We start from the raw sequence: 18,405 nt of genomic DNA, 5'->3' as shown, positions 1-18,405 counted from the left end.
GAATGGATGAACTCCTTCTTACTGGATTTATTATTTTGTAGATGAAATTAGTTCTCCGGTATGGTCTATATCATATGGACCAAAGCGTGTTAGATCCCACCGAAAAGAGTCAGAGTGCAAAAGGGATAGGATTCTATCGATGCCTTCGTCTGAAGATGTCTGTGGGAAGAGCAGATCACATTGCTCTTCGTGAATAGGAATGAAGTCAAGTTTAGCGACGGCTGCAGCACTTTCAATGGTAATACCCACATCGGCCGTTCCGGTTGCAATTGCATCGACTACCTGTAAATGGCCAGTTACTTCACGTGTATATCCATTGACTGCGCTCGTAGGAATATGGTGCGCTCTAAGTAATGAATCTAGTGTGGTTCGGACACCGGCGCCTTGTGGGCGGTTGACAAGCCGCAATCGACCTGATGATAGATCTTCCACACTTTTGAATGGATAAGGATTGCCACGAGCAACGACAAAGCCAATGCGCCATGTAGCAAAGCGCACACGTTGTAATGCAGGAAAGGTAGCTACTTGTGGGTGCAAATCGGGTTGACCAGTTGGGTAATGGACAGCCGCCATATGTGCAAGTCCTACTTGTAATTTATGGAGTGCCTGTCGATTGTCTGCGTTATACCACATCGCTTGTGTACTGTGGTGCTTGCGCTCGACATGTTGTGCAAGTAATCCCAGTCCAATATCGCATCCTGCAATGACTAGCGTTTGTTCGGCAGATGGAAGCGGAGCTCGTTCTATACGGACATGCTCTGCATCGATGCACTCCACTACGATACCTGATGCAGGGAGTGGAAGAATTCTATACCCTTCTAAAACAGTCGCTTGATGCGCAGTGAGAGTGGAGCCAATACCTGTTAAGATGACGCGATCACCTGGTTGCCAAAGAGCGTCAGTAGCATCTACTTTTGCAATAGTGAGTAGTTCATCTTTTGGCTCTTCAAACAAATCCTCCACGCGCAGATGAAAAACGCGCGCGAGACGAAGGGCAATCGTGGTGCTTGGCACGACGGTACACGCCTCAATGCTGCCAATCGCCTGTCTTGTCACGCCGATCTGTTCTGCGAGATCAGCTTGTGAAAGTCCTTTTTTCATTCGTAAGGAGCGGATGTGGTTCACGAGCATCATAGTCACCTCTATGCAAATATAATAGCATAGAGGCAAGTATATTTGCTAGCAGGTTATTAGGCGTCTTGATGATGAGTCTTTGATGTAAAAGAGACCATCGGGGCATCGTGCGGTGGAGTCAACATGTTACGTCCTGCGCGTTTTGCAGCGTATAATCGCTGATCAGCAAGTCGATATACAGCAGGAAAATCTTCGGCCTCACTTGGCAATTCGACGATACCCATCGATATTTTCAAGTGATACGATGCAAGTGGGGAGTGGTGGACCCACGTGACTAGTTTTCGTTCAAGTGCAGGTGACCACTCAGTGTGGAATAAAAGCAAGACAAACTCATCGCCGCCAAGTCGTGCAATAACGTCTTTATCAGAGAGTAGTTTAGTTAGATATTGGGTGAGTGCTTGTAAAGCTTCATCCCCTTTTTGGTGGCCCTGAGTGTCATTGAGTTCCTTAAAATGGTCGAGATCAAAAAGAACAAAAACAGTGGGTATGTCTTTAAGTAAAGAAAAATGTTGTTCCATCGTACGCTCTAATGCATAGCGGTTATATGCACCAGTCAATGCGTCCCGTTCCGTAAGATGCTTAACTAATGTTTGATGTTCCCACATAAGACGACTAATGTCGTCAAACTCTTTGATCCATGTGCGTTTTTTTCGAACCTCTTGTTTTTCTTTAGATGCAAACTTTGAGATGGAGAGAAGTTGATATAAAAGAGTGGTTGCCCGTTGACTAAAAAAGAAAGAGAGAATGGTGACAAGAGAAAACGTGTATAGTGCAATGACGATTCCATTGTGAATCACACTTTGTTGAATAATGAGTTGTAAGCCTGTAACTGAAGTATTGACGACCCACAATTGATGTGCATTGATATGATCCCAAACTAAAAAGGACTGGGTTTTAAAAAGGGGTGTATATACTTCTATGAAACCACTTTTCTTTCGTTTAAATAGCGCATAATTTGGCGAGTAAATTTTATGGCCAACCGCTTGTGAAACAGTCTGGTAGTTTATCTTGTGGGTTTTTGTAGATACAATGGCGTAGTCGAGTGGTAGCGACTCTTGTGTATTGTTGATAAGGGTGCCATCTAGGAAGTGAAGAGGAAGCGTAAGTTTGCGAAAATTATATTCTGTATGTGGTAATACGGTCCATCGTTCAGCACTAAATTCGATCCTATCTAGGGTACGGGAGTACGTGTTATTGATAAACATGGCTTCTGTATTACGCATATTCATCCAGGTAGATATGGCAATAGAGAGAGCTGATATTAAAATAAACGAAACCCATATAATCCAAAACAAGGGAAAACTGACGCGTCCTTTATACACGATATCCTCCATAGCAAACTAAATAAATTGAACCTAAGAATCTAGTATACTAGGTTTCTTCAAAATGAATAGGGGGTATTCCTTAAGAGAGGTTGTTCAAAAAGGGGTAAGAACTCCACGGCACATGGCAGCGTCAGCGCCAAGAACGCTCCCTCACGTACCCAAAATGTACGCTCAGTCCACATTCTTGGCTTGCTTCCTTGCACTGCGCGGGTCTTACCTGCCCCCTTTTTGAACAGGCTCTTAAGAGGAAGTTTGATAAAAAATATTCTCAGGGGATGAAACAAGATTATTCCCCAGCACTGTAGTTTTCTAGGGGATGCGTTTTGTCTACAAATCGTTAATACACACCGCGGATAAAGGGATGAACTTCTGTTTCGTAAAATTGTTGTAGTGTGGCGAGTTCTTCTTTAGTAAATGACGGGACATCGAGTGTGCCTAAGTTATCATCGACTTGTTGGGGTGTTTTAAAGCCAGGAATCACGCAAGTAACTGCTGGATGATCGAGAATCCAACGCATGGATGCGCGCGCCATTGTATGTCTTCCTTGCGCAATGAAACGCAACTTTTCAGCAAGTTCGACGCCTTTTGCAAAAGGGAGCCCTGCAAATGTTTCACCTACATTAAATGCTTGACCATCTTGATTGAAATGGCGATGGTCATCTGGTTCGAACACAGCGTTTGCTGTGAATTTGCCTGTCAATAGACCGCTAGCAAGTGGTAGACGCACAAGTATGCCAACATTTCTTTCTAGAGCGCGAGGAAACAATGCCTGTACTGGTTTTTGCCGAAATAAATTAAAAATCACCTGTAGCGCGGCAACTCCTGGATAGTTCATAGCACTTAAACCCTCTTCTACGGTCTCCACACTCACGCCGTAGTTGCGGATTTTCCCTTCCTGCTTTAACTGATCTAATACAGTAAATACATCGCCTTGCTGGATGATCTCGTGCGGTGGGCAATGGATTTGGTATAAATCAATTGCATCTCGCTGCAACCGTGAAAGGCTTGCCTCACAATAAGCGCGGACTTGTGCGAGACTATAGGTTGACGGATCGTTAATGTCTCCTTGACGGCAAAATTTAGTGGCAATAAAGACGGAATCTTCACGGCCTTTAGTCGCTTGTGCAAGTAGTCGCTCGGCACGTCCGTCACCGTATACATCTGCAGTATCAAAAAAGTTCACTCCTGCATCCATCGCTCGTGCCAGACCTGATAACGCGGTACGCTCATCTACCTGTCCCCAAGATCCGCCAATGGCCCACGTTCCAAAACTCACTTCACTAATCGATAGGTTTGTCTTACCTAAGGTGCGATATAACACGTGAAAGCCTCCAATCCACAGCGTATTTTTCTTCACTTTTGGAAGTATGACATAAGTTCTGCATTCAACACAATCATTTCATATTTCTATATTGATAGAATAATCTAGTTGTTATAATATACAGTCATCTGTTGCTAAGTTGTGTACCCCCATGACTTATTGACTACACTTGTAGTGTGCCTGGGCGTAGATCGAGTCGCCTGTGCACACTCTTTTTGTGTAATCATAGTCCATGAAGAAAACATGATCTTATAACGAAAACTGGGCAAAGGCTCCACGTAACTCTTCGCCCATTAACACAAGATTGGCAGAAGTCGTTGCGATTTCTCCTAAGGCGTGTAATTGTTCTTCTGTTGCGAGTGCAGAGCGTTGGGCATTTTCTGATGCATCTCTTTGAATACCGTTGATCACATCAGTTATATGTACGACTTCATCTGTAAGCATCGAAAGCGCATTTGTTTGCTTAAACACTTCTTCAATTTGTACGGCAGCTTGTAAAACAGCCGTTGTAATGGTTGCAAATGCAAATCCTGCTTCTTTCACAGCATCAATTCCTGTATCTACTTTTTCTGTACCGCGTTTGGCTGCAAGAATGGTCGCTGTGGTATCATTTTGGATATCTGAGATGAGCTTACTGATCTGCCGAGCTGATTCAGCGGATTGTTCTGCTAATTTTCGAACCTCTACAGCCACGACAGAGAATCCTCGTCCATTCTCTCCTGCCCGTGCGGCCTCGATGGCTGCATTAAGTGCAAGTAGGTTCGTTTGTCTAGAAATCTCCGTGATTACATTGGTGATTGTTCCTATTTCAAAAGATAGAGTTCCTAAGTTTTCGATTGAATGAGATAATTGTTCAATCGTTTCGTGAATGGTGGCCATATGCGAGATTGCTTCTTGTATAACGCCCTCACCGTGATGTGCGCTATGTGAAGCGGCAGTGGCTGCTTCTGCAGTTTGTTTTGCATAATCTTGAACGGCTTTAACACCGTCTGTTAGCGCATCAACTGCCTTTTTTGCCGAGTGGACATGTGAAAATTGTTCTTTTGTATTTTCTTGCATCGTGTACATGGAAGTAGAGATCTGCTTTGTCGCTTGTGCGGATTCAGCCATGGCTATATTCAAGTGATCTGCAGTGGCAACAACTTGATCGGAGGTTGTAAAAGCATGTCCAATCAATACAGTAAGTGTTTCAATGGTTTGATTGAGCGAATAGGCGATGGATTTTAGTTCTCCACTCTTAGTCGTGTCAAGTCGCGTTGAAAAGTTACCTCGACCCAGTTCTTCTACTTGTGATATCAGAAGGGGAATAGGGGCTAAAAATCTGCGGTAGTTCATCAAGCTAATGGCGGATCCAATCAGTACAGCACCGATGACGATCTCTAAGCTAAAAGTTATGGCTTCGCTGCCTACGATATGGTTTGCTAATAAAAAGATCGATACTAAAATAAGTGCTCCTACTACCGCTAATGTGATCGTGCGCAGTAGATAGGTAGTTAACGAAGTTGTTTTGTTCATATTCACCTCTCCATATCATACGCTTTCATTGTAGAATACCATAGATTATTCTATTTTGTAGGGGAATTCTTAATCTAGTTTCACATGATATAAAAAATAAAGAGAACCTGCAGGAAGGTTCTCTTTATCATGACGATGAGGAAGAGCGTTGTTAAACCGCCGTTCATATGTAGTGTAGACGTTTTTATCTAAGTGTACATGATCCAAATAGACTATGTTTATGTATAGAGTGGGCCATGAAGGACTCGAACCTTCAACCTGCCGATTAAGAGTCGGATGCTCTACCATTGAGCTAATGACCCAATAGATAACACGTGTACATCATAGACAAGTGTTCTATACAGTGCGCCCGAAGGGAATCGAACCCCTACCTCAGGCTCCGGAGGCCTACGTCCTATCCATTGGACCACGGGCGCATTCATAACTTTTATAGTATACATGGGATAAGTAGCCTATGCAAGTATCCTTCATTTATAGACTGTCCAAAAGTGTTTACAGCAATCAAGAGGTTAGTACTTGAATGATCTTGTGAGGCATGGTACGGTATTTTTTAGAGAAATAAAATTGACATCATAAGCGGGTGTGAAAAAACATGAGCCAGTCATCCTTGCCGCGTGCATTGACGATTGCTGGGTCTGATTCTGGTGGAGGAGCAGGTATTCAGGCTGATTTAAAAACATTCCAGATGCTTGGAGTGTTTGGCATGTCTGCTCTTACTGCAGTCACTGCGCAAAACACAATGGGTGTGCAGGGCATACACGATCTGCCGCCAGACTTTGTGCGACAACAGATTGATTCTGTTGCGTCAGATATAGGTATAGATGCTGCAAAGACAGGCATGTTATCTCAACCGGAGATTATCGAGGCGGTTGTAGCCGCGATGAAAGAACATCACATTGAAAAACTGGTGGTCGACCCTGTGATGGTTGCAAAGGGTGGTGCACGTCTCCTTGTGCCCGCTGCAGAACGTGTATTGCGTGAGCAGCTACTACCAATAGCCTATGTAGTTACGCCAAATATTCCTGAGGCTGAGGCTTTGCTTTTGCGTCGAATCGAAACTGTCGATGATATGCGAGATGCTGCAAAGCGGATATGTGATATGGGAGCGCAACGAGTCATTATTAAAGGCGGTCATCTACCTGGAGGTTCTTCCATAGATATCCTATATGATGGGACAAATGTTGATGAGCTTCATGCAGATCGGATAGATACTAAAAACACTCACGGAACAGGATGCACCTTTTCATCTGCACTCACGGCATGGCTCGCGCGGGGTGTGGAGTTTACTATGGCTGTAGGACGTGCAAAGCAATTTATTACCGCAGCTATCGCAGGTGGGATTTCACTTGGTCACGGACATGGGCCGACGAATCATTGGGCGCTCATGGAACAACAAGATACAGTAACTAAGCAAATTTGGGGACATATGGATGGGGAATTGCACGAAGTCAATGGCAATCAATAAGTGAGTAGGGGGCATTATTATGGGATTGAAGACAATCATAGGCGGAGCAGTTGTAGTGGTTTGTGCAGGATTTGTGTTGACACACCAAGCTTCGACTATAGCAACCGCGCAGCATGTATATGAATCTGCAGTGGACAAGCTGTCAGGCCATGTGGCCTTTGCGCAAAGTGAACCTACATCATCCGATCATGCAAAAGTGCATGTGAAACCTGTTATAAAGCCAACTACAAATAACGCGCCAAAGCCAGACCCAGTCGTAATCGATGGGGTATATTTGCGTTATAACCCTTATAAGTCATCCGATGGAGCATATCCAGTTCTAAAGCCTAATGAACGCGTGTGGATTGATGTGAGTATCGACCAAGAACTTGTCTATATTTTCCAAGGAGATCATTTACTGTATACGATGATTACATCTTCTGGAATTGATAAGGCGCCAGATTCAAGTACACCGCTTGGTGTTTATCACATTCAGTCTGAGCGTGGTACTTGGTTTTATGCAGACCAATATCAAATGGGTGCGAAGTACTGGGTATCTTGGCACGGTCATGGAATTTTCTTATTTCATAGTGTGCCGATGAATAAAGATGAGCAGGTATTGCTTCACGTTGCAGCGAAACTTGGCCACCCTGCCTCTGAAGGTTGCTTCCATCTAACGATTCCAGATGCGAAGTGGTTTTATGGACATATTCCATACCGCACAGAAGTCGTGGTCGAGCAGGCTCCGTTACAGTTGCTTGGACACACGTTATACGATCCAAGCTCCGTTCAGCGATTGGCTGAGCAAGCTACTGCGCCACAAGATGCACAAACAACAGGAATGACAAACTAATTGACTGTGAAAAGAGCAAAGTAGTAGTGTAACTGTTCGCGCTGTGAATATAAAAGAAACGCACAGTGACCACGTACGTGTAGATAACTTTACACTACGTGGTTTTGTGCGCCATCTCCTCTTGCTTTTGTGCGGTGGCACTTAGTACGCGCAGTAAGACGTCTTGATCGGCATCTTGAAGGACGCGCAAACCCGCTTCTGTCACTCCACCTGGAACAGAGACGCGAGTAACGACGTCCTGCAAGGTCATGTTTTTTTCTGTGATGAGTTTGCCTAATCCAATCATCATGGAAGCGATCAGTTGCTCTGCTACATCCTCTTCTACTCCATGTTGTTTTGCTGCTTGGACGTATTGCAAGAGTAAGTTTGCCATAAAAGCAGGTCCACAGCTCGTCAGATCAGAGTACACACGCGTCATATCTTCCGCGATGGCGTATGGGATGCCGATCGTGCGTAGGATTGCAAAAAGTGCGTCCTCGTCGTGTGAATTCAGCCGACGTCCACCCATAAATAATAAGATTCCGGAGCGCGCAGTTTGCGTGATGCTAGGTATCACTTTAGCCACTTTACAAGATAGGCTTTCCTCAAGATCGCGGAGTGTGATGTGACTATTGATCGAAATTACATACTGGTTATCTTGTAATGTTGAACGGATGGATTCGAAGATAGGCGGGAGGTCTGTAAATTTGGTGCAAAGGAATATAAGATCTGATTGCGAGACGACTTCGATAGGATTCTCACACAAGGTAATGACAGTTGGAAAGGTGTCTTTTAGTAGTTGTGCTTTACTTGCCGTTCGATTGTAGATGAACACAGATTCGTGACCTGCCTCACAAAATGCAGTGGTGAGCATTCCGCCCATACTGCCTGTGCCGATAATGCCGATATGCATAGTGGTCGCCTCCCTCAGTGACTCTATGTGGTGTGTATCACATTGTATGCAGAAAGATAAATAATTAGATGGGCTTATCTCGTAAATGAATAAATTAACAGATTAGTTAACCCAAAAAATATTTTTATAAATCACTGTTTTAGTAACAACTTGTGAAATATAATGAATTAGAGAGTGTGTGGCTTGAAACTTGCTTAAAGGAATATATTGCGGTTTGAGATTCTTGTGGAGGCGATGCAGGTGCAACAAGGGTATCGACTGGTACAACAACAGGTGCAGCGTCTTGCGTTGACGCAGACGCTTGCGCAAGCGATCGCCATATTGCAGATGTCTACGCACGAACTATGGGAGTCAGCTGCAACAGCGATTACTGATAATCCGATGCTAGAATGGCCGCAAAGAGAAAGACAAGAGAGAATGCGGTTGCGCGGTCTTGGACGAAAAAGTGATGCAGCCTTATATGCTGTCGCCCGTCGCAAAACGTTAGATGATGTGTTACGAGAACAGTTAGCCATGATAGATGTGTGTACACGAAAAAGAAGGCTTGTAAGTTATCTAATTGACTGTTTAGATGAGCGAGGGTATCTCAGCGTCACGGTGGACGATGTTGTTTCGCATTTGCGAGTAGGCAAAAGCGAAGTGTTAGTTGCAGTTAGTATCTTGCAGGGATTGGATCCAATAGGAGTAGGGGCACGAGACTTACAGGAATGCTTACTCTTACAATTATATGATCTCGTGGCTACAGAACAAGTAGATCGTGCAACGAGTGATTTGGCTTGTCGTATGGTGGAAGGTGATTTGACACAATTGCGCGCTAGCCATATGCGGTTAAATAAACTGACACAGAAGTTTCATTGTACAGAATATCAGGCAAAAAAGGCAATCGATGTGATTCAATCACTCAATCCTAGGCCTGGGTTACAGTATGCTGTAGAAGATACACAGTATATTTATCCAGATGTGATTGTGACTAAGCTCGCTACAGAATATGTAGTGATGGCCAATGATATGGCTATTCCTAAGCTTCGATTGAGTGAGGAATACAGTGCTTTTTTACATCAGAAACGCAAAAGTGAAGTGCGCGATTATGTTGCGCAACAGACGAGTTTAGCTCAGGCATTTGTTCATGGTATCGAAGCGCGGCAGCGCACGGTGCAACGGGTAGCTGAAGTAATTGTGCAATACCAAAGGGACTATCTAGATTTCGGGGATGCACTATTGAAACCGCTTACTTTAAAAATGGTGGCTGATCAATTAGGCGTTCATGAATCTACGGTGAGTCGTGCGGTTGCTGGGAAGTACGCAGAAACTCCGCGGGGGATATTTGAGCTCAAGCACTTTTTTTCTGCTCGGTTACTCTCTTCCGGACAATCGGATGGTGTGTCAGCAATGAGTGTGAAAGCGCAGCTAAAGCACCTGATCGAGCAAGAAGATCAGGCGGTACCGTGCACAGATCAGCAGCTTGCCGATCAGCTTAGACACTGTGGTATTCGCATTTCACGACGAACGATTGCTAAGTATAGAGAAGAATTAAACATCGCCAATTCTGCAGAGCGGCGAGTAGTACCAGTAACGATGGCAGCGAAAGGGTAGAGTTTACTTTCGCTGCTTTTTCTTGTATTCCAGAAAGATAAAAGTTATAGTACAATATATAGCGGGACGCATCCTGGTCTATGTGGGACACATGGTGTCCTACTAGTCTTCAAGAGAAGATACGTGATTGCGTGAACGTATGTGAGGGGCGATTGACTTGGATTTATTACAGGCAAGTCAGCGACTAGTGCCGGAATTGGCGCAAAAGTTTCGTTCTCGCTATCGCGTTCTCCAACGAATTTTTTTGCACCAACCGATCGGACGCCGTAGCCTGGCACAAGTGCTCGGAACCACGGAACGGATCCTCCGTGCTGATGTTGAATTATTTAAAGAGCAAGGTCTTATTGACGTAGGGCCGATCGGGATGTCTGTGACAGATGCAGGTGAAATTTTACTGGCTGATCTGGATAAGGTCATCCGTAAATTGGATGGTCGTCGAGAATTAGAGCAGCAATTGGCGACTGTACTTGCGATCTCACGAGTCACGGTGGTTCCTGGAGACTGTGAGCAAGATGATGCGGTGATGCGCGATATTGGGCATGCTGCAGCACAGATGTTGCAGGGATATATTGTACCACCTTGTACGGTTGCCGTGACAGGTGGGTCAACGATGGCCACGTTGGCAGAGATGATGCCACGGGTTATATCGACACAACAAGTGGAAGTTTTGCCTGCGCGTGGTGGACTTGGTGAACGTGTTGAGCTGTTAGCTAACACGATTGCGTCGCAACTTGCCGATAAGCTCGGTGGTACATATCGCATGTTTCATGTTCCTGAGTCGCTGAGCAAAGCTACCGTTGAACGATTGTCGAAAGAACCGGTCATCCAGGAGATGGCGGAACGCATTCGCCGAGCGGATATTGTGGTGCATGGGATTGGCGATGCGCTAACTATGGCACTACGCCGGCAACTAGATGATGATACGGTTGCCATTTTGCAGTCTAGTGGAGCAGTTGCTGAAGCGTTTGGGTATTATTTTGACGCACAAGGCGCGATTGTCTATACGATGAATACCGTCGGGATGCGGTTAGAGGATCTTGCAGAGATCGATGCGGTCATTGCAGTTGCAGGAGGTCGTGCAAAAGGTGCGGCCATTCGCGCGGCTTCAAGAGCGTACCAGATTGATGCGTTAGTCACAGATGAAGGTGCTGCAAGGGCGATTCTTGAATTTGCTGATGTAGGTACGCATTGATTGAAAGATATCACTGATATTAAAGGAGCGATTCTAGTGGGAGTTAAAGTGGGTATTAATGGATTTGGGCGTATTGGCAGAAATGTTTTTCGTGCAGCATTTGCGCGCGATGATGTGGAGATCGTTGCAGTTAATGATCTAACGAGTGCAGCAACACTTGCTATGTTATTGAAATACGATTCTGTTCACGGTATTTTTCCACACGATGTAAGTGCAGAAGGTTCAGAACTTGTGATCGATGGTCGTCATGTGAAAGTGTTTGCCGAGCGCAATCCAGGGGATTTAAAGTGGGCTGATGCAGGTGTGGAGATCGTCGTGGAATCGACTGGTATCTTTACAGACAAAGAGAAAGCACAAGTGCATATTACGCAAGGTGGAGCTAAAAAAGTAATTATTTCTGCCCCGGCAAAGAATGAAGACATTACGGTTGTGATGGGGGTCAATCACGAGAAGTACGATCCAACTGCACACCATGTGATTTCAAACGCCTCGTGCACAACGAACTGTCTTGCGCCGATTGCAAAAGTCATCCATGAGCAGTTTGGTATTGTTCACGGATTAATGACGACCGTTCACTCGTATACAAATGATCAACAAATTCTCGATTTGCCACATAGTGACTTGCGGCGCGCACGTGCAGCGGCACTCTCCATTATCCCGACGACAACGGGTGCAGCTAAAGCTGTTTCGCTCGTTTTGCCAGAATTAAAAGGCAAGCTCAATGGCTTTTCTATGCGCGTGCCAACACCAAACGTATCTGTGGTTGATCTCAATGCGGAATTAAGCCAGTCTGTAACAGTAGAAGAGGTTAATCAAGCGTTGCGCGCAGCAACGAAAGAAGGATCGCTCAAAGGTTTCTTAGACTATACAGATGAGCCGCTCGTCTCTAAAGACTTTAATGGCAATGCTTTTTCTTCCATTGTGGATGGTTTATCGACGATGGTGATTGACGGTACGATGGTGAAAGTCGTTTCGTGGTATGACAATGAGTGGGGCTATTCCAACCGCGTAGTTGATTTGACAGCCTATGTGGCGGAGCGCGGACTGTAAGATGGAGAAAAAAACAATTCGAGATATGGATGTGCGCGGGAAACGAGTCTTCGTGCGTGTGGATTTTAATGTTCCGCTTGATGGGACAACGATCACAGACGATACGAGAATCCGCGCGGCGTTACCTACGATTCAGGAGTTGCGCGCAAAAGGTGCGCGCATCATCCTGGCAAGTCATCTTGGGCGACCAAAGGGTAAAGTCGATCCTGCCTTATCTTTGCGCCCGATTGGCAAGCGTTTAGAGCAATTGGTAGGGACACCTGTGATCTTTAGCGAAGAGAGCATCGGACCTGTGGCACAAGCGCATGTAGAAAAACTACAGCCAGGCGACGTGCTACTGCTTGAAAATGTGCGCTTTCATCCTGGCGAAGAAAAAAATGATCAAGATCTCGCCGCCGCTTTTGCGTCTCTTGCAGATGTATATGTCAATGATGCATTTGGGACTGCTCATCGCGCTCATGCGACTACAGAAGGCATTGCCCATCTATTGCCTGGGGTTGCTGGGATGTTGATGGAGCGTGAATTGAAGGTGATGGGGGAAGCGCTAACACATCCTGAACGCCCGTTTACTGCAATTATCGGTGGTGCTAAAGTCAGTGACAAGATTGGCGTGATCGAACATTTGCTTGCAAAAGTCGATCGATTGCTTATAGGTGGGGGCATGGCCAACACCTTTTTAGCGGCTAAAGGCTATGAACTTGGCGCCTCTCTTGTCGAGACAGATCGCATGGATGTGGCTCGATCATTGATGGAAAAGGCGCAGCAGGCTGGTAAAGAGCTATTGCTGCCAGTGGATTTGGTTCTTGCCACTGCATTTGCAGCAGATGCACAGGCGCGCATTGGGTCGGTGCACGATGTGCAAGCACATGAGATGGCACTTGATATTGGCCCTGAGACAAGTAGACTCTATGCGCAAGCGGTCATTACGTCAAAAACAGTGATCTGGAACGGTCCAATGGGTGTATTTGAAATGGAACGGTTTGCGGCAGGAACAAATACAGTGGCTCAGGCGATGGCTGAAGTGCATGGTGTTACGATCATCGGTGGGGGTGACTCTGTAGCTGCCATTGAAAAGGCAGGTTTAGCGGAGCGGATGACGCATATTTCCACAGGTGGTGGGGCGTCGTTAGAATTTCTCGAAGGCAAAATTCTTCCCGGAGTTGCTGTGTTGCAGCCTATGGATGGGGTGAGTAAGGCGTGACGATACGCAAAAAACTAGTCGCCGGAAACTGGAAGATGTATAAGACACTGCACGAAGCAGATGCATTTGCACAGGAATTAGTTGAGTATCGAGATATGTTGAGTCCTTCTTCTGTAGATGCGCTCATTTGTGCTCCTTTTACAGCATTGTGTGGATTAGGTGAAAAGCTGAAACAAGTGCATGTAAAATTGGGTGCACAACACATGCATGAGGCGGAGCAAGGCGCATGGACGGGAGAAATTTCTGCGGCGATGTTACAGGATCTCGGCTGTGAGTATGTGATTCTTGGACATTCGGAACGCCGTCAGTTTTTTGCAGAGTCAGATGAAGCGGTTGCGAAGAAAACCTGTGTGGCGCTGGACGCTTCTATGGTGCCCATAGTGTGCGTTGGAGAATCACTGAGTGAACGAGAAGCGGGGGCGACGCAGACGGTTGTGAGTCGTCAATTAGGGATTGTGTTAGAGATGCTACAATTGCAAAAAGCAAAGGGTGCGTTAGATGGAGCGTTTGTGATTGCCTATGAACCCGTATGGGCGATTGGCAGTGGCAAATCATCGTCTGCACAGGATGCGCAAGATGTGGCTACTTTGATTCGCAGTTTGGTCACTGCCACACTTGGTCAGCGAGCGGGTGAGCAGGTTCGCATTGTATATGGTGGTAGTGTGAAACCGGACAATATTCAAACCTATGTGCAACAACCCGATATCGACGGTGCGCTCATTGGCGGTGCTAGTTTACAAGTGGCATCATTTGTAGCGCTTGTGGAACAGGTTGCCGCACTTAGTTAAAACGCGTTCATTAAAAAGGGGATGAGTGGCATGAAGACACCAAAACCTCTCGCACTGATAATCATGGATGGATTTGGCTGGATAAAGGAAACAAAGGGTAATGCTGTACTTGCGGCGCGTACAGAAAACTTTGATCGCTTGCGTACAACCTATCCATTTACTACTCTTGGCGCAAGCGGCGGGTCTGTTGGATTGCCCGATGGGCAGATGGGCAATTCGGAAGTTGGCCATTTGAATTTAGGCGCAGGTCGCATTGTGTATCAAGATTTGACGCGCATAAGTAAATCCATCTCTGATGGTGAATTTGCGCACAATCCGGTTTTTCAAGGTGCGATATCTCATGTGCGTGCGCATGGATCGAGACTTCATTTATACGGATTATTGTCAGATGGCGGAGTTCATAGTCACAAATCGCATCTATTTGCTTTGTTAGATATGGCGCGCGACGCTAACATTGAGCAAGTGTATATTCATGCTTTTCTCGATGGTCGCGACGTCTTACCTCATACAGCACGTACATTTTTGCGCGAACTGCAAGAGGTTTGCCAGAAAACTGGAGTAGGCCAAATAGCGACGATTGCCGGTCGCTATTATGCGATGGACCGCGATAAGCGCTGGGAGAGAACGGAGAAGGCGTATCGCGCGATGGTCTACGGTGAAGGTGAGCATACACATGATCCACTAGAGGGGCTTGAGGATAGTTATCGTCGCTCTGTCACGGATGAGTTTATCTTGCCTATCGTTGTCGTCGATGATCATGATCAACCTGTCGGACTCATAAAAGAGGAAGATGCGGTCATTATGTTTAATTTTCGACCGGATCGTGCCATACAGATCTCTCAAGCATTTACCAATGAGGACTTTCGCGGATTTGATCGTGGGCCAAAGTGGCCGCACACCTATTATGTGTGCATGACGCACTTTAGTGAGTCGGTAGGTGGATACGTCGCCTATCAACCTACCAATCTAGACAATACGCTTGGCGAAGTATTGGCGCAACAGCATATGACACAACTGCGCATTGCGGAGACAGAGAAGTTCCCTCATGTGACATCGTTTTTTAGTGGTGGACGTGAAGCGTTATTTGAGGGAGAAGAGCGCATTCTCATCCCGTCTCCAAAAGTGGCCACATATGATTTGCAACCAGAGATGAGTGCCTATGGCATTGCTGATGCGGCCGTTAAGCGTATCAAAAAAGGCGAGTTAGACGTAATGATTTTAAATTTCGCCAATCCTGATATGGTGGGGCATACGGGTGTGATGGAAGCGGCTATTAAAGCGTGTGAGGCGGCAGATGAATGCCTTGGTCTGGTTGTTGATCAGTTGCTCGCAGTAGGTGGTGCGGCTATCATCATCGCTGATCACGGGAATGCGGAAGTCATGATTGATGAGGCGTCAGGTTTTCCTTGTACAACGCATACGACAAATCCTGTTCCCTGCATCGTTACGATTGCCGATGTTACGTTACGTGCAGATGGGGTTCTAGCTGATATGGCGCCTACCATGCTTGATCTACTTGGCATAGAAAAGCCTAAGGAAATGACTGGTTCATCCATTATCCGTGCAAAGTGATCGGTGAAGTGGTGATATGAACTGTCTAAATAGGGGGTTATAAAAGTATGATCATTGAAGACATAACTGCACTTGAGGTACTGGATTCACGTGGCAATCCAACAATAGAAGTAGAAGTGACTTTAGAAGGTGGACATAGTGGACGAGCGATTGTTCCGTCTGGTGCATCTACGGGTGCGCATGAAGCCGTGGAGTTGCGCGATGGCGATCAGGCACGGTTTCTGGGTAAAGGAGTTTCTACGGCTGTCGCCAATGTTGAAGATGTGATTGGACCTGAATTGATTGGCGTGGATGCGCGCGATCAAATTCATATCGATCGCTTGATGATCGATCTTGATGGTACGGAAAACAAAGGGCGACTTGGTGCAAATGCGATCTTAGGGGTTTCTCTTGCTGTTGCGCGTGCTGCGTCATCTGCGCTTTTATTACCACTATATCAATATTTAGGTGGATTTAATGCAAAGCAACTGCCTGTGCCGATGATGAATATCGTCAATGGTGGGAAACATGCAGATAATAACGTTGATATCCAGGAATTTATGATTATGCCTGTCGGGGCAGCTAGTTTTCGCGAAGGGTTGCGAATGGGTGCTGAGATTTTTCATCAATTGAAAAGCGTGTTAGGCAAAAAGGGTTTGGCTACTTCGGTTGGTGATGAAGGTGGTTTTGCCCCCAATTTACGTTCTAACGAAGAGGCAATTCAAATGATTCTTGAGGCAGTTGTAAAAGCAGGGTATGAGCCAGGGAAAGATGTGCGTTTAGCGATTGATGTAGCTGCAACAGAAATGTATAAGGACGGTATGTACCATTTTGAGGGCGAGAAAGTGGTGCGTTCGGCAGACGAAATGATCGCATTTTATGAGCATCTGGTTGCAAACTACCCCATTATCTCAATTGAAGATGGATTGGCTGAAGACGACTGGGAGAATTGGGGCAAGCTCACTCGGTCATTAGGTCAGAAGGTACAATTAGTTGGTGATGATTTATTTGTGACGAATACTACACGTTTGGGGCGTGGTATTGACGAGCATATTGGCAACTCAATACTCGTTAAAGTCAACCAAATTGGAACGTTAACGGAGACGTTTGACGCGATTGAAATGGCCAAACGAGCAGGATACACAGCCATTATTTCGCATCGCTCTGGTGAGACGGAAGATTCCACGATTGCAGATATTGCAGTTGCGACCAATGCGGGTCAGATTAAAACGGGAGCACCTTCTCGTACCGATCGGGTAGCGAAGTACAATCAACTCCTGCGTATCGAAGCTGAATTAGGTACCTTGGCACGCTTTGAGGGACTCCAATCATTCTATAATCTGCGCGGATAATCGCTGTTGGCTATCTGGAAGGCGTCCTAAAAAATAGGCGCAGATCACGGTGATAGCAAAAAACACAAGTGCAGGGGGCGATGCGATTGGACCCATGGGGTGCTGACCAATATGCATCAGTAACCCCCCTCCACTTGCACCCACAGATGCACCGATGGCCATCGAGAGTGAGGCCACGCCAAAGAAAGTAGCGAGGTGTGGTTGATCGGCAAGTTGTGCGATGTACGTTTGACGGTTTGGAACGGTGATGACAGACCCGAGTGACAGGCCTAATACAGGCGCGAGAATGCCAACGATATTGACGCCAAAGACAAGTGGTATCCAACTAATCGCCATCGCATACATGCCTATAGACATGAGACGTGGTGCTGGATATTTGTTGCCATGGCGAGACATCCAGGCGATCGCGGGATAGGATGCGGCAATCTCTAAGATAGCTTCTAGACTGAATAATTCACCAAGTGCCGAATTGGGTGCATGTATTATGGTGAGAAGATCAGGAATGGCGATATACATTTGTTGGTATATAAGATAGTAGCCCATAAAGAGCAAGACAAATTGGAGAAATGCGCGATTGCTTGCAATGACCTTGACACCGCGCAAAAGGGATGGCTGTTTTTCGCGCCTCTCTTGATTGGGTAGCAAAACTACACTTAAGACGCCAATGACAGCAAATAGCGCACCTGCAATCCAACAGATCGCAGTAAAATGATCATAGACAAGAAAGGCGCCAAGAACAGGACCTACGGTCGTGCCAATGTTACTTGTTGCTTGTCGAATGGTAAATGCGCGCGGTTGAAACTCAGGCGCTACAAGTGAAGCAAGTGCGGCGTTACCAGCTGGTCCAAACAAAGCTCCGCCAATGCCAAAAAAGAAGGCTGCGGCAAATAGCCATGCTCCTGCAGGAATGATCGCAAATAACGCAAAACCGACAGAGCGAATGAGACAACCTACGAGAATGACATAACGATAGGGCACACGATCGGCTAGTGCTCCCCCAAAGAGTTGAAGTCCTTGTTGGGAGAGGATGCGAACCGCATATAGATTGCCAACAAAGAGGGCTGTCATACCAAGCGATAGATAGTGAATAGAGAGCATTGGAATCAGCATGAAAAAACCCATATTCATAAAAAGAGCTTCGATAAATAAAAAGTATACACTCACAGAAAAACGGCCTGTACCTGTTGCAACCAT

The 18,405-nt window shown here is 46.0% G+C and carries 15 protein-coding genes and 2 tRNA genes; 9 read left to right on the top strand and 8 right to left on the bottom strand.

Annotated elements, in window-relative coordinates:
• Positions 1-30 precede the first annotated feature (30 nt).
• The 6 genes from MM817_RS02565 to MM817_RS02540 all read right to left on the bottom strand — a co-directional run bounded on the left by MM817_RS02565 (position 31) and on the right by MM817_RS02540 (position 5,711).
• On the bottom strand, positions 31-1,134 hold the full coding sequence (locus MM817_RS02565) for a substrate-binding domain-containing protein (protein WP_241711864.1): 1,104 nt from the start codon (positions 1,132-1,134) through the stop codon (positions 31-33).
• Between the two features lie 56 nt (positions 1,135-1,190).
• Complete coding sequence (locus MM817_RS17190; protein ID WP_241711863.1) at positions 1,191-2,456, bottom strand: GGDEF domain-containing protein; 1,266 nt, start codon at positions 2,454-2,456, stop codon at positions 1,191-1,193.
• 340 nt (positions 2,457-2,796) lie between these two features.
• Positions 2,797-3,780: an aldo/keto reductase gene (locus MM817_RS02555; RefSeq protein ID WP_241711862.1), complete on the bottom strand. Its 984-nt coding sequence runs from the start codon at positions 3,778-3,780 to the stop codon at positions 2,797-2,799.
• A 249-nt stretch (positions 3,781-4,029) separates the two neighbouring features.
• Positions 4,030-5,295, bottom strand: a complete 1,266-nt coding sequence (locus MM817_RS02550) for a methyl-accepting chemotaxis protein (RefSeq protein WP_241711861.1) — start codon at positions 5,293-5,295, stop codon at positions 4,030-4,032.
• A gap of 230 nt (positions 5,296-5,525) precedes the next feature.
• A tRNA-Lys gene (locus tag MM817_RS02545) sits at positions 5,526-5,597 on the bottom strand.
• A 42-nt stretch (positions 5,598-5,639) separates the two neighbouring features.
• Positions 5,640-5,711, bottom strand: a tRNA-Arg gene (locus tag MM817_RS02540).
• A 176-nt stretch (positions 5,712-5,887) separates the two neighbouring features.
• On the opposite strand from MM817_RS02540, the gene thiD reads away from it, so the two are divergent.
• On the top strand, positions 5,888-6,760 hold the full coding sequence (thiD, locus tag MM817_RS02535; RefSeq protein WP_241711860.1) for a bifunctional hydroxymethylpyrimidine kinase/phosphomethylpyrimidine kinase: 873 nt from the start codon (positions 5,888-5,890) through the stop codon (positions 6,758-6,760).
• Positions 6,761-6,779: 19 nt separating this feature from the next.
• A complete protein-coding gene (locus MM817_RS02530; protein WP_241711859.1) occupies positions 6,780-7,592 on the top strand; it encodes a L,D-transpeptidase in 813 nt (270 codons plus the stop codon).
• A 94-nt stretch (positions 7,593-7,686) separates the two neighbouring features.
• Here MM817_RS02530 and MM817_RS02525 read toward each other — a convergent pair whose 3' ends face one another.
• Entirely contained in the window at positions 7,687-8,484 is a 798-nt protein-coding gene (locus MM817_RS02525) for a pyrroline-5-carboxylate reductase dimerization domain-containing protein (RefSeq protein ID WP_241711858.1), read from the bottom strand.
• Between the two features lie 240 nt (positions 8,485-8,724).
• Here MM817_RS02525 and rpoN point away from each other — a divergent pair, with 240 nt between their 5' ends.
• From rpoN to eno, 7 genes are all read left to right on the top strand, one after another.
• Positions 8,725-10,077: an RNA polymerase factor sigma-54 gene (rpoN, locus tag MM817_RS02520; RefSeq protein WP_241711857.1), complete on the top strand. Its 1,353-nt coding sequence runs from the start codon at positions 8,725-8,727 to the stop codon at positions 10,075-10,077.
• Positions 10,078-10,234: 157 nt separating this feature from the next.
• The gene (locus MM817_RS02515) at positions 10,235-11,269 is read left to right on the top strand and encodes a sugar-binding transcriptional regulator (RefSeq protein WP_241711856.1); all 1,035 of its coding nucleotides are present in this window, start codon (positions 10,235-10,237) and stop codon (positions 11,267-11,269) included.
• Positions 11,270-11,305: 36 nt separating this feature from the next.
• Positions 11,306-12,319, top strand: a complete 1,014-nt coding sequence (gene gap / locus MM817_RS02510; RefSeq protein WP_241711855.1) for a type I glyceraldehyde-3-phosphate dehydrogenase — start codon at positions 11,306-11,308, stop codon at positions 12,317-12,319.
• Position 12,320: 1 nt separating this feature from the next.
• Positions 12,321-13,520, top strand: coding sequence for a phosphoglycerate kinase (locus MM817_RS02505; RefSeq protein ID WP_241711854.1), 1,200 nt, complete (start codon positions 12,321-12,323; stop codon positions 13,518-13,520).
• Between the two features lie 2 nt (positions 13,521-13,522).
• Positions 13,523-14,308 carry a triose-phosphate isomerase gene (gene tpiA, locus MM817_RS02500; protein ID WP_241712267.1) on the top strand — a complete coding sequence of 262 codons (786 nt, stop codon included), beginning with the start codon at positions 13,523-13,525 and terminating at the stop codon, positions 14,306-14,308.
• Positions 14,309-14,338: 30 nt separating this feature from the next.
• Entirely contained in the window at positions 14,339-15,880 is a 1,542-nt protein-coding gene (gpmI, locus tag MM817_RS02495; protein ID WP_241711853.1) for a 2,3-bisphosphoglycerate-independent phosphoglycerate mutase, read from the top strand.
• A 47-nt stretch (positions 15,881-15,927) separates the two neighbouring features.
• Complete coding sequence (gene eno / locus MM817_RS02490; protein WP_241711852.1) at positions 15,928-17,211, top strand: phosphopyruvate hydratase; 1,284 nt, start codon at positions 15,928-15,930, stop codon at positions 17,209-17,211.
• On the opposite strand, the gene MM817_RS02485 is transcribed toward eno, so the two are convergent.
• On the bottom strand, positions 17,188-18,405 hold the full coding sequence (locus MM817_RS02485; protein ID WP_241712266.1) for an MFS transporter: 1,218 nt from the start codon (positions 18,403-18,405) through the stop codon (positions 17,188-17,190). The two genes, eno and MM817_RS02485, sit on opposite strands and share 24 nt — an antisense overlap.

Source organism: Sulfoacidibacillus ferrooxidans, assembly GCF_022606465.1.
GTDB lineage: Bacteria > Bacillota > Bacilli > Alicyclobacillales > SLC66 > Sulfoacidibacillus > Sulfoacidibacillus ferrooxidans.
This window is presented reverse-complemented; position numbering and strand designations above follow the sequence as displayed.

Bases quoted from the DNA above. Each gene is read 5' to 3' on its own strand.
- MM817_RS02565 (WP_241711864.1), bottom strand. From the start codon at position 1,134: ATGATGCTCGTGAACCACATCCGCTCCTTACGAATGAAAAAAGGACTT.
- MM817_RS02550 (WP_241711861.1), bottom strand. From the start codon at position 5,295: ATGAACAAAACAACTTCGTTAACTACCTATCTACTGCGCACGATCACA.
- thiD (WP_241711860.1), top strand. From the start codon at position 5,888: ATGAGCCAGTCATCCTTGCCGCGTGCATTGACGATTGCTGGGTCTGAT.
- MM817_RS02530 (WP_241711859.1), top strand. From the start codon at position 6,780: ATGGGATTGAAGACAATCATAGGCGGAGCAGTTGTAGTGGTTTGTGCA.
- MM817_RS02525 (WP_241711858.1), bottom strand. From the start codon at position 8,484: ATGCATATCGGCATTATCGGCACAGGCAGTATGGGCGGAATGCTCACC.
- MM817_RS02505 (WP_241711854.1), top strand. From the start codon at position 12,321: ATGGAGAAAAAAACAATTCGAGATATGGATGTGCGCGGGAAACGAGTC.
- gpmI (WP_241711853.1), top strand. From the start codon at position 14,339: ATGAAGACACCAAAACCTCTCGCACTGATAATCATGGATGGATTTGGC.
- eno (WP_241711852.1), top strand. From the start codon at position 15,928: ATGATCATTGAAGACATAACTGCACTTGAGGTACTGGATTCACGTGGC.
- MM817_RS02485 (WP_241712266.1), bottom strand. From the start codon at position 18,405: ATGGTTGCAACAGGTACAGGCCGTTTTTCTGTGAGTGTATACTTTTTA.